Source organism: Pantoea sp. PSNIH1 (assembly GCF_007680655.1).
Lineage (GTDB): Bacteria > Pseudomonadota > Gammaproteobacteria > Enterobacterales > Enterobacteriaceae > Pantoea > Pantoea eucrina.
This window is the reverse complement of sequence record NZ_VEIP01000001.1, coordinates 68149-88051: the sequence shown is the minus strand read 5'-3', so window position 1 is coordinate 88051 and position 19903 is coordinate 68149. Positions and strand designations below refer to the sequence as shown.

At 58.7% G+C, this 19903-nt stretch carries 20 protein-coding genes; 2 read left to right on the top strand and 18 right to left on the bottom strand.

The genetic code is table 11. From position 1 onward, the window contains the following. Position 1 precedes the first annotated feature (1 nt). Entirely contained in the window at positions 2-1396 is a 1395-nt protein-coding gene (dalD, locus tag FS690_RS00445; RefSeq protein ID WP_145338915.1) for a D-arabinitol 4-dehydrogenase, read from the bottom strand. 196 nt (positions 1397-1592) lie between these two features. On the opposite strand from dalD, the gene FS690_RS00440 reads away from it, so the two are divergent. Beyond that, a complete protein-coding gene (locus tag FS690_RS00440; protein ID WP_104085232.1) occupies positions 1593-2540 on the top strand; it encodes a sugar-binding transcriptional regulator in 948 nt (315 codons plus the stop codon). Between the two features lie 103 nt (positions 2541-2643). Here FS690_RS00440 and hisP read toward each other — a convergent pair whose 3' ends face one another. From hisP to FS690_RS00365, 15 genes are all read right to left on the bottom strand, one after another. Next, positions 2644-3417: a histidine ABC transporter ATP-binding protein HisP gene (gene hisP, locus FS690_RS00435; protein ID WP_039379092.1), complete on the bottom strand. Its 774-nt coding sequence runs from the start codon at positions 3415-3417 to the stop codon at positions 2644-2646. An 8-nt stretch (positions 3418-3425) separates the two neighbouring features. Next, on the bottom strand, positions 3426-4142 hold the full coding sequence (locus tag FS690_RS00430) for an ABC transporter permease (protein WP_039379094.1): 717 nt from the start codon (positions 4140-4142) through the stop codon (positions 3426-3428). Further along, positions 4139-4825, bottom strand: coding sequence for a histidine ABC transporter permease HisQ (locus FS690_RS00425; RefSeq protein WP_039379095.1), 687 nt, complete (start codon positions 4823-4825; stop codon positions 4139-4141). Before FS690_RS00425 ends, FS690_RS00430 begins: the two co-directional genes overlap by 4 nt. A 196-nt stretch (positions 4826-5021) precedes the next feature. Then, positions 5022-5804 (bottom strand): lysine/arginine/ornithine ABC transporter substrate-binding protein ArgT, encoded by a 783-nt coding sequence (gene argT, locus FS690_RS00420; protein WP_039379096.1) that lies wholly within the window; start codon positions 5802-5804, stop codon positions 5022-5024. Between the two features lie 274 nt (positions 5805-6078). After that, entirely contained in the window at positions 6079-6648 is a 570-nt protein-coding gene (locus FS690_RS00415; protein ID WP_039379099.1) for a UbiX family flavin prenyltransferase, read from the bottom strand. 136 nt (positions 6649-6784) lie between these two features. Then, entirely contained in the window at positions 6785-8302 is a 1518-nt protein-coding gene (gene purF, locus FS690_RS00410) for an amidophosphoribosyltransferase (protein WP_094111116.1), read from the bottom strand. 36 nt (positions 8303-8338) lie between these two features. Further along, complete coding sequence (gene cvpA, locus FS690_RS00405) at positions 8339-8824, bottom strand: colicin V production protein (protein ID WP_039379104.1); 486 nt, start codon at positions 8822-8824, stop codon at positions 8339-8341. A 249-nt stretch (positions 8825-9073) separates the two neighbouring features. Next, positions 9074-9835, bottom strand: a complete 762-nt coding sequence (gene dedD / locus FS690_RS00400) for a cell division protein DedD (RefSeq protein WP_145338914.1) — start codon at positions 9833-9835, stop codon at positions 9074-9076. Beyond that, positions 9825-11093, bottom strand: a complete 1269-nt coding sequence (gene folC, locus FS690_RS00395) for a bifunctional tetrahydrofolate synthase/dihydrofolate synthase (RefSeq protein ID WP_039379108.1) — start codon at positions 11091-11093, stop codon at positions 9825-9827. Before folC ends, dedD begins: the two co-directional genes overlap by 11 nt. A gap of 171 nt (positions 11094-11264) precedes the next feature. Continuing rightward, positions 11265-12173 (bottom strand): acetyl-CoA carboxylase, carboxyltransferase subunit beta, encoded by a 909-nt coding sequence (gene accD / locus FS690_RS00390; RefSeq protein WP_039379111.1) that lies wholly within the window; start codon positions 12171-12173, stop codon positions 11265-11267. Positions 12174-12305: 132 nt separating this feature from the next. Then, on the bottom strand, positions 12306-12968 hold the full coding sequence (locus FS690_RS00385) for a DedA family protein (protein ID WP_145338913.1): 663 nt from the start codon (positions 12966-12968) through the stop codon (positions 12306-12308). 34 nt (positions 12969-13002) lie between these two features. After that, positions 13003-13809 carry a tRNA pseudouridine(38-40) synthase TruA gene (gene truA / locus FS690_RS00380; RefSeq protein ID WP_145338912.1) on the bottom strand — a complete coding sequence of 269 codons (807 nt, stop codon included), beginning with the start codon at positions 13807-13809 and terminating at the stop codon, positions 13003-13005. Continuing rightward, positions 13809-14819: an aspartate-semialdehyde dehydrogenase gene (locus FS690_RS00375; protein WP_145338911.1), complete on the bottom strand. Its 1011-nt coding sequence runs from the start codon at positions 14817-14819 to the stop codon at positions 13809-13811. Before FS690_RS00375 ends, truA begins: the two co-directional genes overlap by 1 nt. Before the next feature lie 92 nt (positions 14820-14911). After that, positions 14912-16063 (bottom strand): 4-phosphoerythronate dehydrogenase PdxB, encoded by a 1152-nt coding sequence (gene pdxB / locus FS690_RS00370; RefSeq protein ID WP_104085236.1) that lies wholly within the window; start codon positions 16061-16063, stop codon positions 14912-14914. A gap of 57 nt (positions 16064-16120) precedes the next feature. Next, the gene (locus tag FS690_RS00365; RefSeq protein ID WP_104085237.1) at positions 16121-16894 is read right to left on the bottom strand and encodes a helix-turn-helix domain-containing protein; all 774 of its coding nucleotides are present in this window, start codon (positions 16892-16894) and stop codon (positions 16121-16123) included. Positions 16895-16987: 93 nt separating this feature from the next. Between FS690_RS00365 and FS690_RS00360 the strand changes: the two genes are divergently transcribed. Continuing rightward, positions 16988-17878, top strand: coding sequence for a DMT family transporter (locus FS690_RS00360; protein ID WP_145338910.1), 891 nt, complete (start codon positions 16988-16990; stop codon positions 17876-17878). On the opposite strand, the gene FS690_RS00355 is transcribed toward FS690_RS00360, so the two are convergent. Both FS690_RS00355 and tctD read right to left on the bottom strand, forming a co-directional pair. Beyond that, positions 17865-19241, bottom strand: a complete 1377-nt coding sequence (locus FS690_RS00355; protein ID WP_104085239.1) for a sensor histidine kinase — start codon at positions 19239-19241, stop codon at positions 17865-17867. The genes FS690_RS00360 and FS690_RS00355 overlap by 14 nt on opposite strands. After that, positions 19232-19903: a transcriptional regulator TctD gene (gene tctD / locus FS690_RS00350; RefSeq protein WP_145338909.1), complete on the bottom strand. Its 672-nt coding sequence runs from the start codon at positions 19901-19903 to the stop codon at positions 19232-19234. Before tctD ends, FS690_RS00355 begins: the two co-directional genes overlap by 10 nt.

Below are 19903 nucleotides of genomic sequence, written 5' to 3'. Positions count from 1 at the left end.
CTTATACCGCTGCCAGCATCTGTTCAGGCTGTTTCAGCCAGCGCTGCAGATCCGCCACCGTACGGTGCATCAGCGTGTGAAATGCCGCATCATCCGCCAGTTCAGCAAACAGCGCTTTGTCGCGGATAAACACGTCCAGCGCATCGGCGGCCGCAAATTGCTGACGCAATGCCTCTGCCTGCAACGCGCCATCCTGATAGGTATAAGGCAGATCGTCAGCGGCCCAGCGCTGCAGAAACAGGAAGAACAGCGCCGGCAATACCGCCGTGGCGGCGGGTTCCACGCCGCGCTGCCAGGTCTCCCGCAGCGTCGGCGTTACCATGCCAGGGATTTTTGACAGGCCATCCGCGCCGACGCGCTGGTTGGTGTCTTTAATGTACGGATTACCGAAGCGCGCCAGTACCACATCGCGGTAATCGGCGAGATCGAGCGGACACGGCGTGAGCGACGGAATAACATCCTGAGTGATGTAGTCGTGCGCCAGCTGATAAATCGCCGGCTGGCGCGTGCTGTCGTCAATGTAGTTCAGTCCGGTAAGCGTGCCCGCCCAGGCAATCGCCGCGTGCGTGGCGTTGAGAATGCGGATTTTCGCCTCTTCCCACGGTAACACCGTGTCCACCAGCTCAACGCCCACTCTCTCCAGCGCCGGGCGACCGGCGATGAAATTGTCTTCGATTACCCATTGAATGAAGGATTCAGCCATCACGGCCGCGCCATCCTCCTTACCGGTAGCGGCCCTGACGCGTTCCGCTACATCAGCTGTCGGGCGCGGTGTGATGCGGTCTACCATGGTGTCAGGCGACGTGGTGTTATCACGCACCCAGGCCGCCAGCGCGATATCGCCTTTCGCCGCCAGGAAGGAGAGAAAGCCGTGGCGGAAACGCTCTCCGTTGTGGCGCAGGTTATCGCAGCTCAGCAGCGTAACCGCTGCGCCGCCGCTGGCCATACGCTGCTGCAGAATCCGCGTCAGCGCGCCGTACAGCGTGCGGATTTCACCGTGAATATCGGCCTGTACGTCCGGCTGCGCCAGGTCCAGCTCATGCTCTGGCGTCAGGTAGTAACCGGCTTCGGTCACGGTGAAGCTGATCACGCGGGTGTGCGCTTCTGCGCCCTGGGCGACCAGCGCACTGATGTCACTGTCCCACGGCAGGATTTTGCGCAGCGAGGTGATGGTTTCATACGCGCGCTCGCCCTCTGGCGTGACAGTCTCCAGCACATATTCACCGTTCTGCGCCTGCAGCTGATTAAGCAGTGCTGCTGCATCATTGCGGATGTTGCCCAGCGCAATGCTCCAGCTCTCATCACCCTGCTCACGTAGCTTGTGCAGATACCACGCCTGATGGGCACGGTGGAAGGAGCCTGCACCGATGTGCATCCATACCAAATTCGTTGTCATAATCGCCTCAAAGTAAACTTTTGCCACTGCGAAGGGCATTTGCCCGATGCGACGTAGCATAGTCGGCGGCTAACATTTGGTTCTGCGAGATGCATCACAATTAATACATTTGCTCTCATTTAGGGCTTTTGCCCGATTAGCGCTTGCGTCTGATTCCGCGATAAACTGACGCTTCAGTTTTCGACGGAAGCGCGTGATGAGCAGAGAAGAGAAAAAACAGGAGCTGGCGGCGCGAGCGGCATGGATGTATTACGTCGCTGGCGTAACACAGCAGGAGATTGCGCGCGCGCTCGGCTTATCGCGTCAGGTGGCGCAGCGGCTGGTGTCCAGCGCACGGGAAATGGGCATGGTCAGCGTCAAAATCGATCATCCGGTTACCCACTGTCTGCAACTGGCGCACGAGGTGCAGACGAAATTTGGTCTTGAGCTGTGTCGGGTGGTGCCTTCTGCCCGCCTGGAGGATGACGCTATTCAGCAGATGCTGGCCGTTGAAGGGGCCTCAGTGATGAGCCAGTTTATCAGCGAGGAGCAGCCGCAGGTGTTCGGCATTGGATCCGGCAAAACGCTGCGTTCGATGATCGACGCGCTGCCGTGGATTGAACGACCACAGCATCAGTGCGTGTCGATGATTGGTGCGATTGCGCGCGATGATTCCGGTACGCGTTACGACGTGCCGCTAAAGATGGCTGAGAAAATGCAGGGCAAATATTTTTTTATCCCCGCGCCGCTCTATGCCGACACGCCAGAAGACAAAACCATGTGGGTGCAGCATCAGGTCTATCAGCGCGTGACGCAGCGTGCCCTGCAGGCAGACGTTGCGTTTGTTGGCATTGGTGAAGTGCAGCCGGGCTGTCCGCTAAATGCCGAAGGCTTTATTACCGATGTGCAGGTCAGAGAGCTTAACACGCGTGGCGTGGTGGGTGAGATGCTTGGCCATTTCTTTAATCAGCAGGGCGAGCGGGTGTGGGGCGAAACCGATGCGCTGCTCACCAGCGTGCTGCTGGAGAGCCAGACGCAGCGGAAGATTATCGGCTTTGCCGGCAGCGCACGGAAATATCCGGCCATTCGCGCCGCGCTATTGGGTGGGTGGATCTCCGGGCTAGTGACCGACGAAGACACGGCGCTGAAGTTGCTTGGCGGGTGATTAAAACGCTTCTGCAATACGTAGCGGCGCGATTTATCGCGCCGGGTTAATCGCAAAATGGCAAACAAGCGCGCCATGAATTGCGCCGTTACGGCTCAGCAGCCTATTTTAACGAGCCTTTCAGGAACTGCTGCAGGCGCGGACTCTTTGGATTGCCAAACAGCTCATCGGGCGTCCCCTCTTCCTCAATTTTTCCCTGATGCAGGAAAATCACATGGTTTGAGACGTGGCGGGCAAATTCCATCTCGTGCGTGACCACGACCATGGTTTTTCCCTCTTCCGCCAGCTTCTGCATAATACGCAGGACTTCGCCTACCAGCTCGGGATCGAGCGCTGAGGTCGGTTCATCAAACAGCAGCACTTCCGGTTCCATTGCCAGCGCACGGGCAATGGAGACGCGCTGCTGCTGGCCGCCAGAGAGATGTACCGGATATTTTGCCCGCGCGCGCGCATCAATCCCGACTTTATCCAGATATTTGATCGCCCGTTCGCGCGCTTCCGCCTTGCTCAGACCGAGCACCTGAATGGGTGCTTCCGTCACGTTATCCAGCACCGTCATATGACTCCAGAGGTTGAAGTGCTGAAACACCATGGTGAGGCGCGTGCGCAGCGAGCGCAGCTGCTCCTTGTTCGCCACTTTCAGCTGGCCGTCGGTATCGCGCACCAGCGCAATCTGTTCGTTATTAACGGCGATAGCCCCTTCGCTCGGCTTTTCGAGGAAGTTAATGCAGCGTAAAAACGTACTTTTCCCGGAGCCGGAAGAGCCAATGATGCTAATCACATCGCCGGCATTGGCGCGCAGTGAGACGCCTTTCAGAACTTCATGTTCACCGTAACGTTTGTGCAGTTCGGCAACCTGTAATTTATTTTCAGCCATAGTGATACTCAGTGCGACGAAGAGGGTTTCACATGTGCCAGAAAGCGGCGCTCCGCAAGGCGGAACAGACTAATCAGCACATAAGAGATAATCAGATAGAGCACGGCAGCGAGCCCAAACGCGGTAAACGGCTGATAGGTAGCCGAGTTAATATCACGCGCGATTTTCAGCAGATCCGGCACGGTCGCAGTAAACGCCAGCGCGGTGGAGTGCAGCATCAGGATCACTTCATTGCTGTATGCGGGCAGCGCGGTACGCAGCGCGGAGGGCAAAATGATGCAGCGGTAAAGCTTTACGGTTGAAAAACCGTAGGCGCGCGCCGCTTCAATTTCGCCATGTGGCACAGCGCGGATGGCGCCCGCAAAGATTTCAGTGGTGTAGGCGCAGGTATTCAGCGTAAATGCCAGCAGCGTACAGTTCAGACCGCTGCGAAAAAAGGCGTTCAGCAGCTCAGATCCTTTCACCACTTCCAGCGTATACATGCCGGAGTAGAACACCAGCAGCTGGACGTAGAGCGGCGTGCCGCGAAACACATAGGTAAACAGCCAGACCGGGGTTGAGATAAACCGGTTGGGTGATACGCGGGCGATGGCCAGGATCACAGCCAGACAGCCGCCGAGCACGACCGAAAGAATAAGCAGCCACAGCGTGATCGCTACGCCGGTGAAGCGATAGCCATCGGTCCAGAGCAGTTGTTTCCAGTACTCCTGAATAATCTCAATCATAATTCTGCCCTTTTTACCCCGACCGAGTAGCGGCGCTCAAGCCACCACAGCACGCCATTAGAAAGCGTGGTAAACACCAGATAGATCACCCCTGCCACAATGGCAAAGTAGAACGGCTGCCAGGTACTCTTGCCCGCCAGCTGCGTCGCTTTGACCACATCCTCCAGCCCCAGCAGCGACACCAGTGCGGTAGCCTTGAGGATCACCTGCCAGTTGTTTCCGATGCCGGGCAGCGCAAAACGCATCATGGCCGGAAACAGAATGCGCCGGAACGTCTGCGAGCCGGTAAAACCAAAGGCGGTAGCGGCTTCAATCTGTCCCTTCGGCACCGCCAGAAACGCGCCGCGAAAGGTTTCAGTAAAATAGGCGCCGTAGATAAACCCGAGGGTAATGATACCGGCCACCATCGGGTCGATATCAAACTGCGCCAGGCCCAGCGCGTCAGTTACCGCGTTGAGCGCAATCTGCAGCCCGTAAAAGATCAGCAGCATCAGCACCAGATCGGGCACGCCGCGGATCAGGGTGGTGTACCCCTCCGCAATGATGGCCAGCGGCCGGCTGCGCGACAGTTTGGCACCCGCCCCGAGCAGGCCGAGGATAACCGCCAGCAGCACGGCGCTCAGCGCCAGCTCCAGCGTCACCAGCGTGCCTTTGAGAATGACTTCAGAATAGCCGTACAACATGATTTCGATCCTGTCGTGAGAGGAAAATAACACACGCTGCCCGGGAAATAGCGGACAGTCCTGACCAGGGATATGAATCACGGAAGGATAGCGGCAAGCGTATGAACCCCGGGAGTTTACATAAGTAAGCGCCCGGAGTGAATAGTTATGGCCCCGGTTCCTGTCACTCAACCCGCAGTATCAGGAAACAGGTCGATCAGTCACCGTAGACGTTGAAATCGAAATATTTTTTCGCAATCTTGTCGTAGGTGCCATCTTTGCGCATCTCATTAAACGCCTTATCGATGGCGGCTTTAAGATCGCTGTCATCTTTGCGCAGGCCCATGCCGGTGCCTACACCAAAGATTTTGTCATCTTTCACCGCCGGGCCAGCAAACGCATAGTTTTTGCCTACCGGCTGCTTCAGAAAGCCTTCGCTCGCCTGCACTTCATCCTGGAAAGCGGCATCAATGCGTCCGGCGTTCAGGTCCTGATAGACCAGATCCTGATTTGCATAAGGCGTCACGGTAACGCCCTTCGGCCGCCAGTATTGATTCGCATAGGTTTCCTGCGTGGTACCCTGCAGCAGACCGATATTTTTGCCCTTCAGTGATTCAATCGTTGGCTGCAGCGGAGAGCCTTTTGCCGCCACCAGACGGGCGTTAGCCGCATAGAGTTTTTCCGAGAAGCCAATCTCCTCCTGACGCTTTTCGGTGATAGAGAGCGACGAAATAATGGCATCAATTTTTTTCGCTTTCAGCGACGGAATAAGCGCATCGAAATCACTTTCCACATAGGTACATTTGGCCTGAATGCGTTTGCAAATCTCATTGGCAAGGTCGATATCAAACCCCACCAGCTGGCCCTGGGCATTTTTTGACTCAAACGGCGGGTAAGTTGGATCGGTCCCGATACGCAGCGACTGCGGTACTGCGGCAAAAACGCTGGCGGTGCCGGTCATTGCCAGCAGCAGGGATAGAGCCAGAACTCGCTTTTTCATAGTTTACCCTCAAGTGACGTGCTTATTGTTATGTGGTGTGATGTGTGTTTTGCGCTGAATGGATTGCAGTTTTCATGCCAGGTCTCAGAGCTGGCGATGCAGCATGCAGGCGCGCTAACGAGAGCGTCGTAACGGGACGCAGAGAGTTCGTTATGAAGGGAATATAACAGCGGGATGCAGAAGAAAAAGCGAGTTTGCTAACTTTTAGTGCAGATTATGCACGAAGAGTGATCGACACCGCGAATTTGCACATCCATTGTGCAGCGCGCAACGTTTATGCGCCATTCCAGCGCATGAACAGATCTTCCGGTAGCGTGATATCAAACTGATCCACCACGCGATTAACCGTCTGGTCGACCAAATCCTCAATACGCTGCGGCCGGTGATAGAAAGCCGGCACCGGCGGCATGATCATCGCGCCCAGTTCAGCCGCCGTGGTCATCATACGCAGATGACCGACGTGCAGCGGGGTTTCGCGTACGCAGAGCACCAGGCGGCGCTGCTCTTTCAGCACGACGTCAGCGGCGCGCGTCAGCAGGCTGTCGCTGTAGCTGTGTACAATGCCGGAGAGCGTTTTCATTGAGCACGGCAGGATCACCATACCCAGTGTTTTAAATGAGCCAGAAGAGATGCTTGCCCCGATATCCCGCACGTCATGCACCACGCTGGCAAGCGCCTGCACATCCCGCACGCTGTAGTCAGTTTCCAGCGCCAGCGTCTGGCGCGCTGCCGGGCTCATCACCAGATGGGTTTCCACTTCCGGCACCGATTGCAGCACCTGCAGCAGCCGCACGCCGTAAATTGCGCCGCTGGCGCCGGAAAGACCCACGATGAGACGTTTCATAACTCTGCCTTACTCTGTTCAGAATCGGCAATGATAGCCTGCCACAGGCAAAAATGCGCTGGCGCCCGGTGAAAAAGCGCAAAACAGACGGGGCAGACTTTCGCCTGCCCCGCGGGAGTGCCGGATAAAAGCTCAATCAGCCTTCGTTATGGATCTCCAGCCCTTCCACTTCGTTCTGACGCTGCAGCGCTTTGGCGTCGTCGTTACGCAGCGACTGCAGATACTCGAGGTATTGCTGATCCACATCCTTAGTGACGTAAACGCCGTTGAAGACGGAGCACTCAAACTGCTCAATGTCCGGATTCTCTTCGCGTACCGCTTCGATCAGATCGTTCAGATCCTGGAAGATCAGCGCATCCGCCTTAATCAGCTTGCGGATCTCCTCCACCTCACGGCCATGGGCAATCAGCTCGGTAGCGCTTGGCATGTCGATGCCATAGACGTTTGGAAAGCGGATCTCCGGTGCAGCCGACGCGAGATAAACCCGTTTAGCACCCGCCTCGCGCGCCATCTCGATAATCTGTTCAGAGGTCGTACCGCGCACGATAGAGTCATCCACCAGCAGCACATTTTTATCGCGGAACTCTGCACGGTTGGCGTTGAGCTTACGGCGAACGGCGCTGCGGCGCAGATGCTGGCCCGGCATGATAAAGGTGCGGCCCACATAGCGGTTTTTCACAAATCCCTGCCGGTAGGGCTTGTTCAGGATGCGCGCAATCTCCAGCGCGGTATCGGTCGAGGTTTCCGGAATCGGAATCACCACGTCGATATCGAGATCTTCCCACTCCCGGGCAATTTTTTCCCCGAGCTTGGTGCCCATGCGCACGCGCGCGCTATAGACGGAAATCTTATCCAGGAAAGAGTCCGGGCGGGCAAAATAGACATATTCAAACAGGCAGGGATTACTTTTCGGGTCCTCTGAACACTGGCGGGTCGAAAGCTGGCCCTGTTCAGTGATATAGACCGCTTCACCCGGCGCAACGTCACGAATGAACTCAAATCCCAGCGTATCCAGCGCCACGCTCTCCGAGGCAACCATATACTCTGTGCGGCCATCCTGCATGTCGCGCTTGCCGAGCACCAGTGGACGAATCCCGTTCGGATCGCGAAACGCCACCATACCGTGTCCGATAATCATCGCCACCACGGCATAAGCGCCACGCACCTGCTGATGCACTGCCGCTACCGCGGCAAAAATGGTTTCCGCATCGAGCGGATAGTGCTGAAAGCGATCCAGCTCCTGCGCAAAAATGTTGAGCAGGATCTCTGAATCGGAGGTGGTATTAACGTGACGGCGACCGGTCTCAAACAGCTGTTTGCGCAGCTCATGCGCATTGGTGAGATTGCCGTTATGCGCCAGCGTAATACCATAAGGGGAGTTAACGTAAAATGGCTGCGCTTCAGAGGCGCTGGAGCTGCCGGCGGTAGGGTAACGCACGTGGCCGATACCGATATTGCCCTGCAAACGCTGCATGTGGCGCGCTTCAAACACGTCGCTGACCAGACCATTTGCTTTGCGCAGACGGAAGCAGTTCAGCGCATCGATAGTACAAATGCCGGCGGCATCCTGTCCGCGGTGCTGCAGCACCGTTAACGCGTCATAGATCGACTGGTTTACTGGCATAAAACCGGTGATACCAACAATACCGCACATATTGTCATTTCCTCATTAGCCGCACTCCCGATGGTGTCACCGGGGTAAAAAACTTGACGTGCTTTTCAGGTAATCAAAAAACCACCTGATGATATAACTGAACTGGGGAATGAGCTGAGACTGTTGCCAGTCCGGGCTTTTTGAAAAGCCGGTGAATGTATCAAGGAAGAAAAGAATGGCGGAAACAATCAGCACGCCACGCAACGCCCCGAAACAGACCCCCAACACCCTGTCGGTTCCCGACAAGCCGGTTTTCTCAACCAGCGAGCCGATCACATAGTTCACGATGGCACCCACAATCAGGGTGGCAACGAATAACACCGCAATTGCGATGCCGTTGCGAACCAGTTCGTCGTTAAAACCTGTAAACCAGACTGCCAGGTAGGCGTAGTAATGACTGGCGACAAAAAACGCGCATCCCCAGGTAACAAGAGATAAGGCTTCCCGGACAAACCCGCGAATCAGGCTGACCAGAGCCGAAAAACCAACTACCGCAATAATGACGTAATCAATCCAGATCATGAACGCTTCCAGTACAGTGCTTCGCACCCCTGCATCCAGTTCGGGGCGCATTCTAACAGAAAAAGAAAACGTTTGCGTAGCCTTTTCCCGTTCGCGGTGATGAAAAAGGGCGAGGAAAAATAATTCCTTCGCCCGTTACTATCAGCAATATTTAAATAGCTGATTTTAAAGTTAATTAACTGCTTTAACCCGGCATTTACGCGCTATAAGCCACGCCTGTTACTGCTATCGGCGTGGCTTATCAGCCTGTCAGCGCACGCTATAGGGTTTCACCACGCCGCCCAGTCCGGAAACGCTCTGCAGCTCGCTCAGCGAACTTTGCAGCTTCGCTTTAGAGGCGTCAGGTCCGACGTAGATACGGGTGATTTGCCCCTGCACCGGCGATGACGGCACGGTAAAGGCGCGGTAGCCAGAGAGCCGCAGCTTCGCCACAATCTCGTCCACTTTCGCAGCGTTCTTCAGTGCGCCAAGCTGTACCACATACGCCTGCCCCGCTGGCGCGCTGGCTGGCTTCGACGTTTCTGCCGGCTTGCTCTGCTCCGCTGCTTTTGGCTGCTCTGCGGGTTTTTGCGTCTCCACCGGCTTCGGCTTCGGTTGCTCTGCCGGCTTCGGCCTGCTCTGCTCGGTGGTTTTAGGTTTCGTCTGCTCAGCCGGTTTCTGCTGGGTTCTGGGCTGCGTCTGCTGATGCACCGCCGGTGGCGTGACTACGCTCGGCTGGCTGTTCTGCACCGGCTGCGCGCTGCCGCTGACGGCCGGATTTTGCGTGGCCTGAATGGTCGCTGACTGCTGCGCAGCACCGGCGCCTTCCGGCGGCTGCGACGGCAGCGGCTGCGTGACCGGCGGCACCATTTCGCTATCCTGCTGATCGTCAGGTTTTGGCACCAGCGGAATCGCTGCAAACTCTTCCTTATAATGCTTTTTCTTACCGTCCAGCAGGCCCGGCAGCACAATGACACCAATCGCCACCAGGATCACCGTGCCCACTAACCGATTTTGAAACTTACTCGCCACTGCCGTTCTCCGCTGCCATCGATTCCATAACCTGTGCTACGGTGTGAAATGACCCACACACCAGAATCACATCCTGCCGGCTGGCCTGCGCACGCGCCGCCCGCCACGCCGCATCAACGCTGGTATACGCCGTACCGCTCTCCAGATGCGCAAGCAGCTCCTCTGCCGATGCGCCACGCGGACCCGCCAGCGGCGCGCAGTACCAGTGCGTCACCTGCGGCGCCAGCGCAGCGAGCGTACCGGCAATATCTTTGTCGTGCAGCATACCCGCTACCGCATGAACCGTTCCGCCCGCGGGCAGCGCTGCCAGACGCGACGCCAGCCAGGCAGCCGCGTGCGGGTTGTGCGCGACGTCCAGAATCACCTGCGGCGCATGGCTTATGGTCTGGAAACGCCCTGCCAGTACCGCCTGCGGCAGATGCGCGCGGATAATGGCGTCAGGCACCTGCAGACCCGATGCGCGTAACGCAGCCAGCGCCGTGGCCGCATTCGGCAGCGGCACCTGCGGCAGCGGCAGATCGCGCAGCTCACCCTGCGCATCCTGCAGCATCCAGCTATCACTACCGCCCTGCCACTGCCAGTCGCGATTGACCTGATGCAGCACGGCACCGGTCTCTGCTGCCACCGCAGCGATGCTTGCCGGCATCTCCGCTTCGCCCACTACGGCAGGTTTACCGGCGCGGAAAATACCCGCTTTCTCCCGCCCGATACTCTCGCGGTCGGGGCCAAGCCAGTCCGTGTGATCGAGTGCGATACTGGTGATCACCGCCACATCACTGGCAACAATATTGGTGGCATCAAGACGGCCACCCAGTCCGACTTCGAGGATCACCACGTCAAGATTCGCCTGGCGGAACAGATTAAGCGCAGAGAGCGTGCCAAATTCAAAATAGGTGAGCGAGGTATCACCACGCCCCGCCTCGATTTCAGCAAAGCTGGCGCTGTGCTGCGCCTCCGGCAGCTCCGCACCCTGCACGCGTACGCGCTCGGTGTAGCGCACCAGATGCGGCGAACTGTAGACGCCCGTACGGTAGCCTGCTGCCATCAGCAGCGTTTCCAGCGTGCGGCAGGTGGTGCCTTTGCCGTTGGTGCCGGCGACGGTAAAGATAAAGGGAGCGGGTTTCAGCAGGTCAAGCTGCGCGGCAACGCGCTGAATACGATCCAGACCCAGTTCAATCGCCTGTGAGTGAAGATGCTCAAGATAGTGAAGCCACGTGGCCAGCGGCGACGTGCCCTGAGGAGGCTGATGCGTGTTCATGAGTCCCGTCTGTTGCGTAGTACAGCTCATCGTTCAGCGCAGCGGCGGAAAGAGAGGCCTGCGCGCGGCTGATGGCTATCAACAGGCAGGAACCGGCACGGCTGCTCACTGAATCATGGGATGTACGGAATGAAAGTAAAAAGGCGCATCGCTGCGCCTTTCGGTTGCCTGTCAGGCGTCGTTGCTTTCTGGTTCCACCACCACCGGTGGCTCGCCATCCAGCTGCGGAGCCGGCAGGTTCATCATTTTTGCCAGCAGGCTGGCCAGCTTAAAGCGCATTTCCGGACGACGGATGATCATGTCGATCGCGCCTTTTTCAATCAGGAACTCACTGCGCTGGAAGCCCGGCGGCAGCTTTTCACGTACCGTCTGCTCAATCACGCGTGGACCGGCAAAACCGATCAGCGCTTTTGGCTCCGCCACGTTGAGATCGCCCAGCATCGCAAAGCTGGCAGAAACGCCACCCATGGTCGGGTCAGTCAGCACGGAGATATAAGGCAGACCGCGCTCCTGCATTTTCGCCAGGGCCGCACTGGTTTTTGCCATCTGCATCAGCGACTGCAGCGCTTCCTGCATACGTGCACCGCCGCTGGCCGAGAAGCAGATCAGCGGGCAGTTATCTTCCAGCGCCTGCTCTACGGCACGCACAAAGCGCGCGCCCACGACTGAGCCCATCGAGCCGCCCATAAAGGCAAACTCAAACGCCGCCGCCACAACCGGCATGCCGTGCAGCTGGCCTTTCATGACGATCAGCGCATCTTTTTCGCCGGTGTCTTTCTGGGCCGCTACCAGACGATCCTTATACTTTTTGGAGTCGCGGAACTTGAGCAGATCTTTTGGCTCCAGCTCGCTTCCCAGCTCAACCATCGACCCTTCATCCATCAGGCTATGCAGACGCTCGCGCGCGTGCATACGCATGTGGTGGTCGCACTTCGGGCAGACCTCAAGGTTGCGCTCCAGCTCGGCGCGGTAGAGCACCTGACCACAGCTGTCGCACTTGGTCCACACCCCTTCCGGGATGCTGGCTTTGCGCGTAGGCGTCGTGGTGCTTTTATTCAGTATGCGTTCAATCCAGCTCATTGATGACCTTTCTGTTTAATGCTGACCTGGTCCAGTCTTTTCGTTACTGCTGAAATCACCTTCAGCAGGCCGTAAATGTCGCTCATTAAACCACAACCTGTTCACGCTGTGGATAAAAATCTGGTGACGGGCTTACTGCGATTTCTGCTGACGCGGCTGACGGCGATGACGCCATACTTCAATCACGCCTGGCAGTATCGATACCACGATAATGCCAACAATCAGCAGCTTGAGGTTCTCCTGCACCACCGGCAGATCGCCAAACAGATAGCCAGCATAGGAGAACAGCAGTACCCACAACAGCGCGCCCGTAACGTTGAAGAGCGCAAAGTGGCGATAGGACATATGCCCCATACCCGCCACGAAGGGGGCAAAGGTTCGCACGATTGGCACAAAGCGCGCAAGTATAATGGTTTTACCGCCGTGGCGATCGTAGAACGCATGGGTTTTATCAAGATAGCTGCGGCGGAAGATTTTAGACTGCGGATTACTGAACAGCTTCTCACCAAACAGGCGGCCAATGGTGTAGTTCACCGCATCGCCGAGGATAGCAGCGATAACCAGCAGCGTGACCATCAGATGCACGTTTAAGTCGTTGCCCGGTAAGGCAGCAAGCGCGCCTGCCACAAACAGCAGCGAATCACCCGGCAGGAATGGCGTTACTACCAGACCGGTTTCGCAAAACAGGATCAGGAACAGGATGGCGTAGATCCAGATGCCATACTGCGCCACCAGTTCGGCCAGGTGCACATCAATGTGCAGAATAAAATCGACAACAAAATGGATAAACTCCATACCAGCTAACTCCCTGACACCCTACGGTTAAAAATTAATCTGCGAGGAACAGTGGTCCCGGCGCAGGCTGAGGTAACGCAAAATGGGACGGGTAATCCACCGCCACCAGATATAATCCTTCCGCTTTCGCGGTTGCCGCTGCCAGCGTGCGATCTTTCGCCGCCAGCAGATCCGCTATCCAGCTCTCCGGCTGATTGCCATTGCCAACCTCTATCAGGCTGCCGACGATGTTACGCACCATATGGTGCACGAAGGCGTTAGCTTTGATATCGACAATAACAAATGCCCCCTGACGTATGACGTTCAGATGGATCACGTTACGCCACGGCGTACGCGACTGGCACTGAACGGCACGAAACGAGGTGAAGTCGTTCTCACCCAGCAGATGCTGGCCGGCACGCTGCATTTTTTCGGCGTCCAGCGGATGGTAGTAGTGCGTCAGCCCGTTGCCGAGAATAGCCGGGCGCAGCCGCTGATTATAAATCACATAGCGATAGCGCCGTGCGGTCGCGCTAAAGCGCGCGTGAAAGCTCTCCGGCACTGCTTTTACCCAGCGCACGGCGATATCGTCCGGCAGATTGGCATTGACGCCCAGCGTCCAGGCGCTGTCGGCGCGCTTGGAGGTGGTTTCAAAATGCACCACCTGACCGGTGCCGTGTACGCCTGCGTCTGTCCGGCCGGCACAAAACACGCTGACGTCATGGTTCGCCACTTTTGCCAGCGCTTTCTCCAGCTTTTCCTGTACGCTGCGAACGTCATTTTGCCGCTGCCAGCCATAATAGCGGCTGCCGTCATACTCAATGCCCAGCGCCAGCTTCAGGGTTGTCGCCTCCGCCTGCATCAGTAGAAATACTCCTGCACCAGCTTCTCCGCCGTTTTCACTGCCATCAGCGCGCCACCGAAGCGCACGTTATCCGCCACCGACCAGAACTGCAGCAGCTCCGGAATGCCGTAGTCGTTGCGCAGACTGCCGATGCTCAGCACTTCATTACCGGAGGCGTCACCCACCTGCGTCGGGTAATCACCCTCTTCACTCAGGCTGATATCTTCCGCACGCGACAGTTCGTCACGCGCCTCTTCAGCGGAGAGCGGACGCAGATTTTCCAGATAGACGATCTGCGCATTGCCATAAAATACCGGCGCCTGCACGCTGCTGACGGCAATCGGCAGTCCCTCATCCTGCAGCACTTTACGCACCTGCTCCACGACGCGACGCTCGCTTGCCACGCTGCCGCTGCTGTCCGCCTGCTGCGGCAGCAGGTTAAACGCCAGCTGACGACCAAAATAGTGCTCGTCAGGCGGAATGCCATTCAGCAGGCGCGCACTCTCACCGGCCAGACCATCCACCGCGGCTTTGCCCTGGCTGGATACTGACAGCAGGTTGGTCACCTGAATACGGCTCAGCCCGGCGGTTTCAACCAGCGGCTTAATCGCGCATAACAGCTGGCTCACCAGCGCATCCGCCACGCTGATAATATTACGGTTACGGTAGTCCGCCAGCACCTGCGGGTTCACATCCGGCACCACCAGCGGGACATCCGGCTCCAGTGCGAACAGATCGCTGCTGTCGATCACCAGGCATCCCTGGCTCGCCGCCTCTTCTGCGTAGCGGGCGGACGCCTCGCGACCGGCGGCGAAAAACGCCAGCTGCGCCTGGGTCCAGTCAAACTCAGCTGCATCCTGTACGCGCAGCGAGCGGCTGGCAAAACGCAGCGTTTCACCCGCGCTGTTTTCGCTTGCCAGCAGATGGATCTCACCAACCGGGAACTGGCGCTCCGCCAGCAGTTCCAGTACAGCGTTTCCTGTGGCGCCTGTTGCGCCCAGTAGCGCAATATTCCAGCCGTCAGACATGTTGGTTTACTCCAGACAATGACATAAAAACAGAAGGCGGTAATGATACCGCCTCATAATTCAGATTCGTTCCCGCTGTGCGCCGTGGCGCATCATTCCGGGAGAGAGGATGGCTGCCCCTGCAGGCTGACGCGAAAGCCCAGCTGCTTCAGCATGCTGGCGCTGGCAGCGTTGTCGCAGATCACCTGCAGCGAAGACCACTCACGGCGCTCTTCGTACTGCCGGCGCAGCCGGTCAAACTCGCCCGGCTGGCCTGCGGCTTTACGCAGCGGCGCGTCGTCGCGGCGCACATCATACACCAGGTGTGCCAGTCGTTTCAGCGTTGCCTGATCGAGTTCACCGTGCAGCGTGATGCTGCTGAACTCCGGCGGCGGCAGCAGACTCTCCAGCGCCACCTGCTGCGGCTGGCCGATAAACGCGCTCCAGGCTTCAAAGACCTGCGTCGTGCCACGCGCTTTACCCTCCAGCGTGTAGCCTGCGATATGGGCGGTGGCGATATCCACGCGCGCCAGCAAATCGAGACTGAGATCGGGTTCCGGCTCCCATACATCCAGTACCACGCGCAGATCGCCACGCATTTTCAGCACTTCCAGCAGCGCAGCGTTGTCAACCACCGGACCGCGGCAGGCGTTAATCAGAATGGTATCGGGCCGCAGCGCCATCAGCAGCGCCGCATCCGCCAGGTGCCAGCTTTTATAGCGCCCCTCTTTGTTGAGCGGCGTATGAAAAGTCAGGATATCCGCCTGTGCCACCAGCGTTTCCAGCGTATGAAACGGTCCGGTATCGCCACGATCGGCACGGGGCGGATCGCACAGCAGCGTTTTAACGCCCCAGGCTTCCAGTCGCGCCTGCAGACGGCTGCCGACGTTACCCACGCCCACGATGCCCACGGTGCGATCGCGTAGCGCAAAGCCGTCACGTTCAGCCAGCAGCAGCAGCGCAGAGAAGACATATTCCACCACGGCGATAGCATTGCAGCCTGGTGCGGCAGAGAAGCCGATGCCGGCTGCCTGTAGCGAGGCCTGATCCACGTGATCGGTGCCCGCGGTGGCAGTGCCGACAAATTTTACCGGCGTGTCCGCCAGCAGCGCCGCATTGACCGGGGTGACCGAGCGCACCATCAGCGCGCTGGCATCGCGCAGCTCCGCTTCAGGCAGCGGACGGCCCGGTACGGCAACCACCTCACCGGTGCGGCTGAAGAGTTCACGGGCATAGGGCATGTTTTCATCAACGAGAATTTTCACGGCGGTGGTCCTGTCTGCGGGAAATGAACGCCGGCTAGTGTGCCACAAAGGCGGCTGTTAGCCTAACCGGCTGCGATAGCGTTCCGGGGAGGTGCCCGCCTGCTGCTGAAACATAACAATCAGCGCCGAGGCGGAGCTATAGCCGAGTTCATGAGCGATAGCCTGCACGCTCTTGCCCTGCTCCAGCAGCGCAAGCGTGCGCAGAAAACGCAGCCGCTGCCGCCACTCGCTAAAGGACATTTTCAGCTGCTGCTGGCAGCGCCGCGCCAGCGTACGTTCTGTGGTAAACACGCGCTGCGCCCACTGCGCCAGCGTGGTGTTATCGCCGGGATTGGCCTCCAGCGCACGCAGTACCGGCGCAAGAAACTTATCATCTGAGGCGGGCAGATAGCTGGTATGCGCGGGTGCCTGGCGCAGGCGATCCAGCAGCACATCACACAGGCGCCACTCCGCCTCGCTCTGCGGCTGCGCCAGCGCGCGCTGCGCGAACTCATTCATAATCGCATGCGTTATCGCATCCGCCGTCAGCAGGCAGGCGCGCGTTGGCAGGCCGTGACACAGTTCTGCTGCCAGATTCAGGGTACGAAACTGTGCCTGACAGTGGTTATAGCTGCTGTGTCGCTGGCCGGGAGGGATCCATACCGGCATCTCAGCCGGGGCCAGCAGGCGCTCGCCTTCAATGTCCAGCTCCAGCACGTGGCGGGTAACAAAAATCGCCTGGCCCCACGCATGCTGATGCGGCAGATATTCGGTGCGCGCATGCGTCTGTTCGTAACGCATAAAAATGCGCGGCGCGTCAGCGGGCGGGCAATAGGCAACCTGAATAGTCATTCTGTCCGGTCATTAACAAATATTGTCCGATTTTAACTATCTGTTTTAAACCGGTCAAACGTATGCTGGCGGCACTTTTTTACGGAGCCTGTTATGAATCTGCTGTTCCCTCTCATTGCGGTGCTGATCTGGTCAGTCAACACCATCGTCAGCAAACTCTCGGCTGACGCTATCGATCCTGCTGCGATCTCTTTTTATCGCTGGCTGCTGGCGCTGCTGGTGCTGACCCCGTTCTGCCTGCCCGGCGCATGGCGGCACCGGCGCACAATAAAAAGTCACCTCGGTCAGCTGCTGCTGCTGGGGCTGCTTGGCATGGTGCTCTACCAGAGCCTTGCCTACTATGCGGCACACAGCGTGTCGGCGGTGATGATGGGCATACTCGGCGCCACCATTCCGCTGCTGACGATTCTGCTCAGCCTGCTGGTGCTGCGCCTGGCCCCCACGCGCGGTATTCTGCTGGGCGGGATTCTCTCATTTATCGGGCTGGTCTGGCTGGTCAGCGCCGGCAATCCGGCCCAGCTGCTGGCGCAGCGACCCGGCAATGGCGAAGTGATGATGCTGGCGGCCTCCACCTCTTATGCGCTCTATGGCGTACTGACCAAACGCTGGGCGATCCCACTCCCCACCTGGCAAAGCCTCTATGTGCAGATTTTCTTCGGTGTTGTGCTGCTGCTGCCGGGCTTTCTGCTCGCGCCGGAGGTCGCGCTGACGCAGCAGAACCTGCCGCTGGTGCTGTTTGCCGGGCTGTTTGCCTCGATCGTGGCGCCCTTTTTGTGGATCCTTGGCGTGCAGCGGCTGGGCGCCAGCACCACCAGTATCTTTATGAACGTGGTGCCGGTATTTACAGCGCTTATTGCGGTGCTGTTTCTGCATGAGCAGCTGCACAGCTATCACTGGATTGGCGGCGGTATTACGCTTACCGGCGTGATCCTGGCGCAGCGGCTGAAGACGCCGCTGCGCCAGCCGGCCATCAGGGAAAGCTGACGGTGACCCGCAGTCCGCCCAGCTGCGGGCTGCGATCGAGACGCAGCCGCGCGCCGTGCCAGGCGCAGATATCTTTCACCAGCGCCAGCCCGATACCCGCACCAGGCTGCCCGCTGGGATCGAGACGTGCAAACGGCTGGAGCGCCTGCTGCTGCTGCGCAGCGTCTATACCGGGGCCGCTGTCTTCAATCTCCAGCTGATGCCCCTGCAGCCGTGCCGTTACCGTTCCCTGCGCCGGCGTATATTTAATCGCATTATCCAGCAGGTTGGCGCACAGTTCAGCCAGCAGCAGCGCGTCTCCCTGTACGCGACACGCCTCTTCGCCCTCGAAACCTAAATCAATCTGCTTGTGCCGCGCGGCGGTATAGCCGCTCAGGCACGCCTGCTGCACAATCTGACTGAGATCAACGCGGGTAAAGGGTTTATCTTCGCCGTGGCGCGCCTTGATCTGCGCCAGCTGCAGCAGCCGGTCAGTCAGCTCTACGGTATCGTTCAGCGTGTGGCGCATGCCCTGCAGGCTCTCACGCCACTGCTGCGGATCGTCACTGCTGAGCGCCACGCTGACCTGGGTTTTCAAAATGGTCAGCGGCGTACGCAGCTGGTGCGACACATCGGCGCTGAAGCGCTCCTGCCGCGCCAGCAGCCCGCGCAGCCGCTCCAGATGCCGGTTAAATGCCACAATCAGCGGCTGCAGTTCTGACCAGGGTACCAGCGACGGCAAGGGCGTCAGCTCTCCTGGCGCACGGCGCAGCATAATCCGCGACAGCCGGCGCAGCGGCCGCAGCACCCGGCGCAGCAACATCCCCGCCAGCAGCAGCGTGATCAGCACCAGGAAACTCTGGCTGATCAGCGCCGTACGCAGCAGGCTGTCGGCAAAGGCGTGCCGGGAGTTAAGCGTCTCCGCCACCAGTACCAGCGCCATGCCCTCTACCCCCTCTTCATTCACCGGCTGCCACAGCGCCGCCACGCGAATCGGCTGCCTGCGGTAGTGCGCGTCATAAAAGTGCACCAGCGCCGGGTAAGCCTCAGAGAGCGGCGCGTTACGCGGCAGCAGCGGCAGATCGGGGTAGCCGGAGAGCGTATTTCCCTGCGGTGAAATAACCTGATAGAAGAGCTGATCGTTCATATTGCGTTCAAAGCTGTCCAGCACCACCCAGGGCACATCCACTTCCAGATGGCGCTGGCGCACCGCCAGCCTTTCCGCCACGGTGCGCGCTGACGCCAGCAGTGAGCGGTCATAAGCCTGATTCGCTGCCTGCAGCGCGCTCTGATAATGGGTATAAACCGACAGCGCCCACAGCAGCAGCAGCGGTGCGCCCAGCCACAGCAGCAGCTCACCACGCAGCGAGTGCATCAGCCGCACGGCTGCTGCTCCAGGCTGTAGCCGAGCCCGCGCAGCGTCACAATCGCCACATCGCTGCCGGAGAGCTTTTTACGCACCCGATGCACATAGAGCTCAATGCTCTCCGGACTGGCGTCGTCGGCCAGCGTAAACGTCTGCTCATAAAGATGCTGGCGCGATACCGGTCGTCCCGGCCGCTGCATCAGCGTGGAGAGCACGCTCGATTCGCGCGGCGTCAGCGACAGCGGCTTATGATTCAGCAGGAAATAGCCTTCGCTGTCGCGCTCCAGCTGTCCGAGCCGCTGGGTCTGCGCCGTCTGGCCGTGGCTGCGGCGCAGCAGCGCGCGCAGTCGCGCATCCAGCTCATCCAGCTCAAACGGCTTGGTCAGATAGTCATCGGCGCCGCAGTTTAAGCCCTGCACCCGCTGCGCCAGGGTACTTTGCGCCGTCAGCAGCAGCACCGGCACGTTCTGTCCGCGTTTGCGCAGCCGCGCCAGTACCGCCAGGCCATCCAGCCGCGGCAACGATACATCGAGCACCACCAGCGCGTAGTCCTCGCTCTGCAATATATGATCGGCGGCCAGCCCGTCAGCGACCCAGTCAACGGCAAATCCTTTTTGCGTGAGCGCCTTTTGCAGCCACGTGGCCAGTTCAGTGGTGTCTTCCACCAGTAAGAGACGCAT

What these genes read in the sequence shown, in the direction of transcription:
- FS690_RS00415 (WP_039379099.1), bottom strand. Translation starts at nt 6,648, where the DNA reads ATGAAACGTCTCATCGTGGGTCTTTCCGGCGCCAGCGGCGCAATTTAC.
- FS690_RS00385 (WP_145338913.1), bottom strand. Translation starts at nt 12,968, where the DNA reads ATGGAGTTTATCCATTTTGTTGTCGATTTTATTCTGCACATTGATGTG.
- argT (WP_039379096.1), bottom strand. Translation starts at nt 5,804, where the DNA reads ATGAAAAAGCGAGTTCTGGCTCTATCCCTGCTGCTGGCAATGACCGGC.
- dalD (WP_145338915.1), bottom strand. Translation starts at nt 1,396, where the DNA reads ATGACAACGAATTTGGTATGGATGCACATCGGTGCAGGCTCCTTCCAC.
- FS690_RS00375 (WP_145338911.1), bottom strand. Translation starts at nt 14,819, where the DNA reads ATGTCTGACGGCTGGAATATTGCGCTACTGGGCGCAACAGGCGCCACA.
- FS690_RS00425 (WP_039379095.1), bottom strand. Translation starts at nt 4,825, where the DNA reads ATGTTGTACGGCTATTCTGAAGTCATTCTCAAAGGCACGCTGGTGACG.
- cvpA (WP_039379104.1), bottom strand. Translation starts at nt 8,824, where the DNA reads ATGATCTGGATTGATTACGTCATTATTGCGGTAGTTGGTTTTTCGGCT.
- accD (WP_039379111.1), bottom strand. Translation starts at nt 12,173, where the DNA reads ATGAGCTGGATTGAACGCATACTGAATAAAAGCACCACGACGCCTACG.
- FS690_RS00430 (WP_039379094.1), bottom strand. Translation starts at nt 4,142, where the DNA reads ATGATTGAGATTATTCAGGAGTACTGGAAACAACTGCTCTGGACCGAT.
- FS690_RS00360 (WP_145338910.1), top strand. Translation starts at nt 16,988, where the DNA reads ATGAATCTGCTGTTCCCTCTCATTGCGGTGCTGATCTGGTCAGTCAAC.
- truA (WP_145338912.1), bottom strand. Translation starts at nt 13,809, where the DNA reads ATGCAGGCGGAGGCGACAACCCTGAAGCTGGCGCTGGGCATTGAGTAT.
- FS690_RS00440 (WP_104085232.1), top strand. Translation starts at nt 1,593, where the DNA reads ATGAGCAGAGAAGAGAAAAAACAGGAGCTGGCGGCGCGAGCGGCATGG.
- hisP (WP_039379092.1), bottom strand. Translation starts at nt 3,417, where the DNA reads ATGGCTGAAAATAAATTACAGGTTGCCGAACTGCACAAACGTTACGGT.
- purF (WP_094111116.1), bottom strand. Translation starts at nt 8,302, where the DNA reads ATGTGCGGTATTGTTGGTATCACCGGTTTTATGCCAGTAAACCAGTCG.
- folC (WP_039379108.1), bottom strand. Translation starts at nt 11,093, where the DNA reads ATGAACACGCATCAGCCTCCTCAGGGCACGTCGCCGCTGGCCACGTGG.
- tctD (WP_145338909.1), bottom strand. Translation starts at nt 19,903, where the DNA reads ATGCGTCTCTTACTGGTGGAAGACACCACTGAACTGGCCACGTGGCTG.
- FS690_RS00365 (WP_104085237.1), bottom strand. Translation starts at nt 16,894, where the DNA reads ATGACTATTCAGGTTGCCTATTGCCCGCCCGCTGACGCGCCGCGCATT.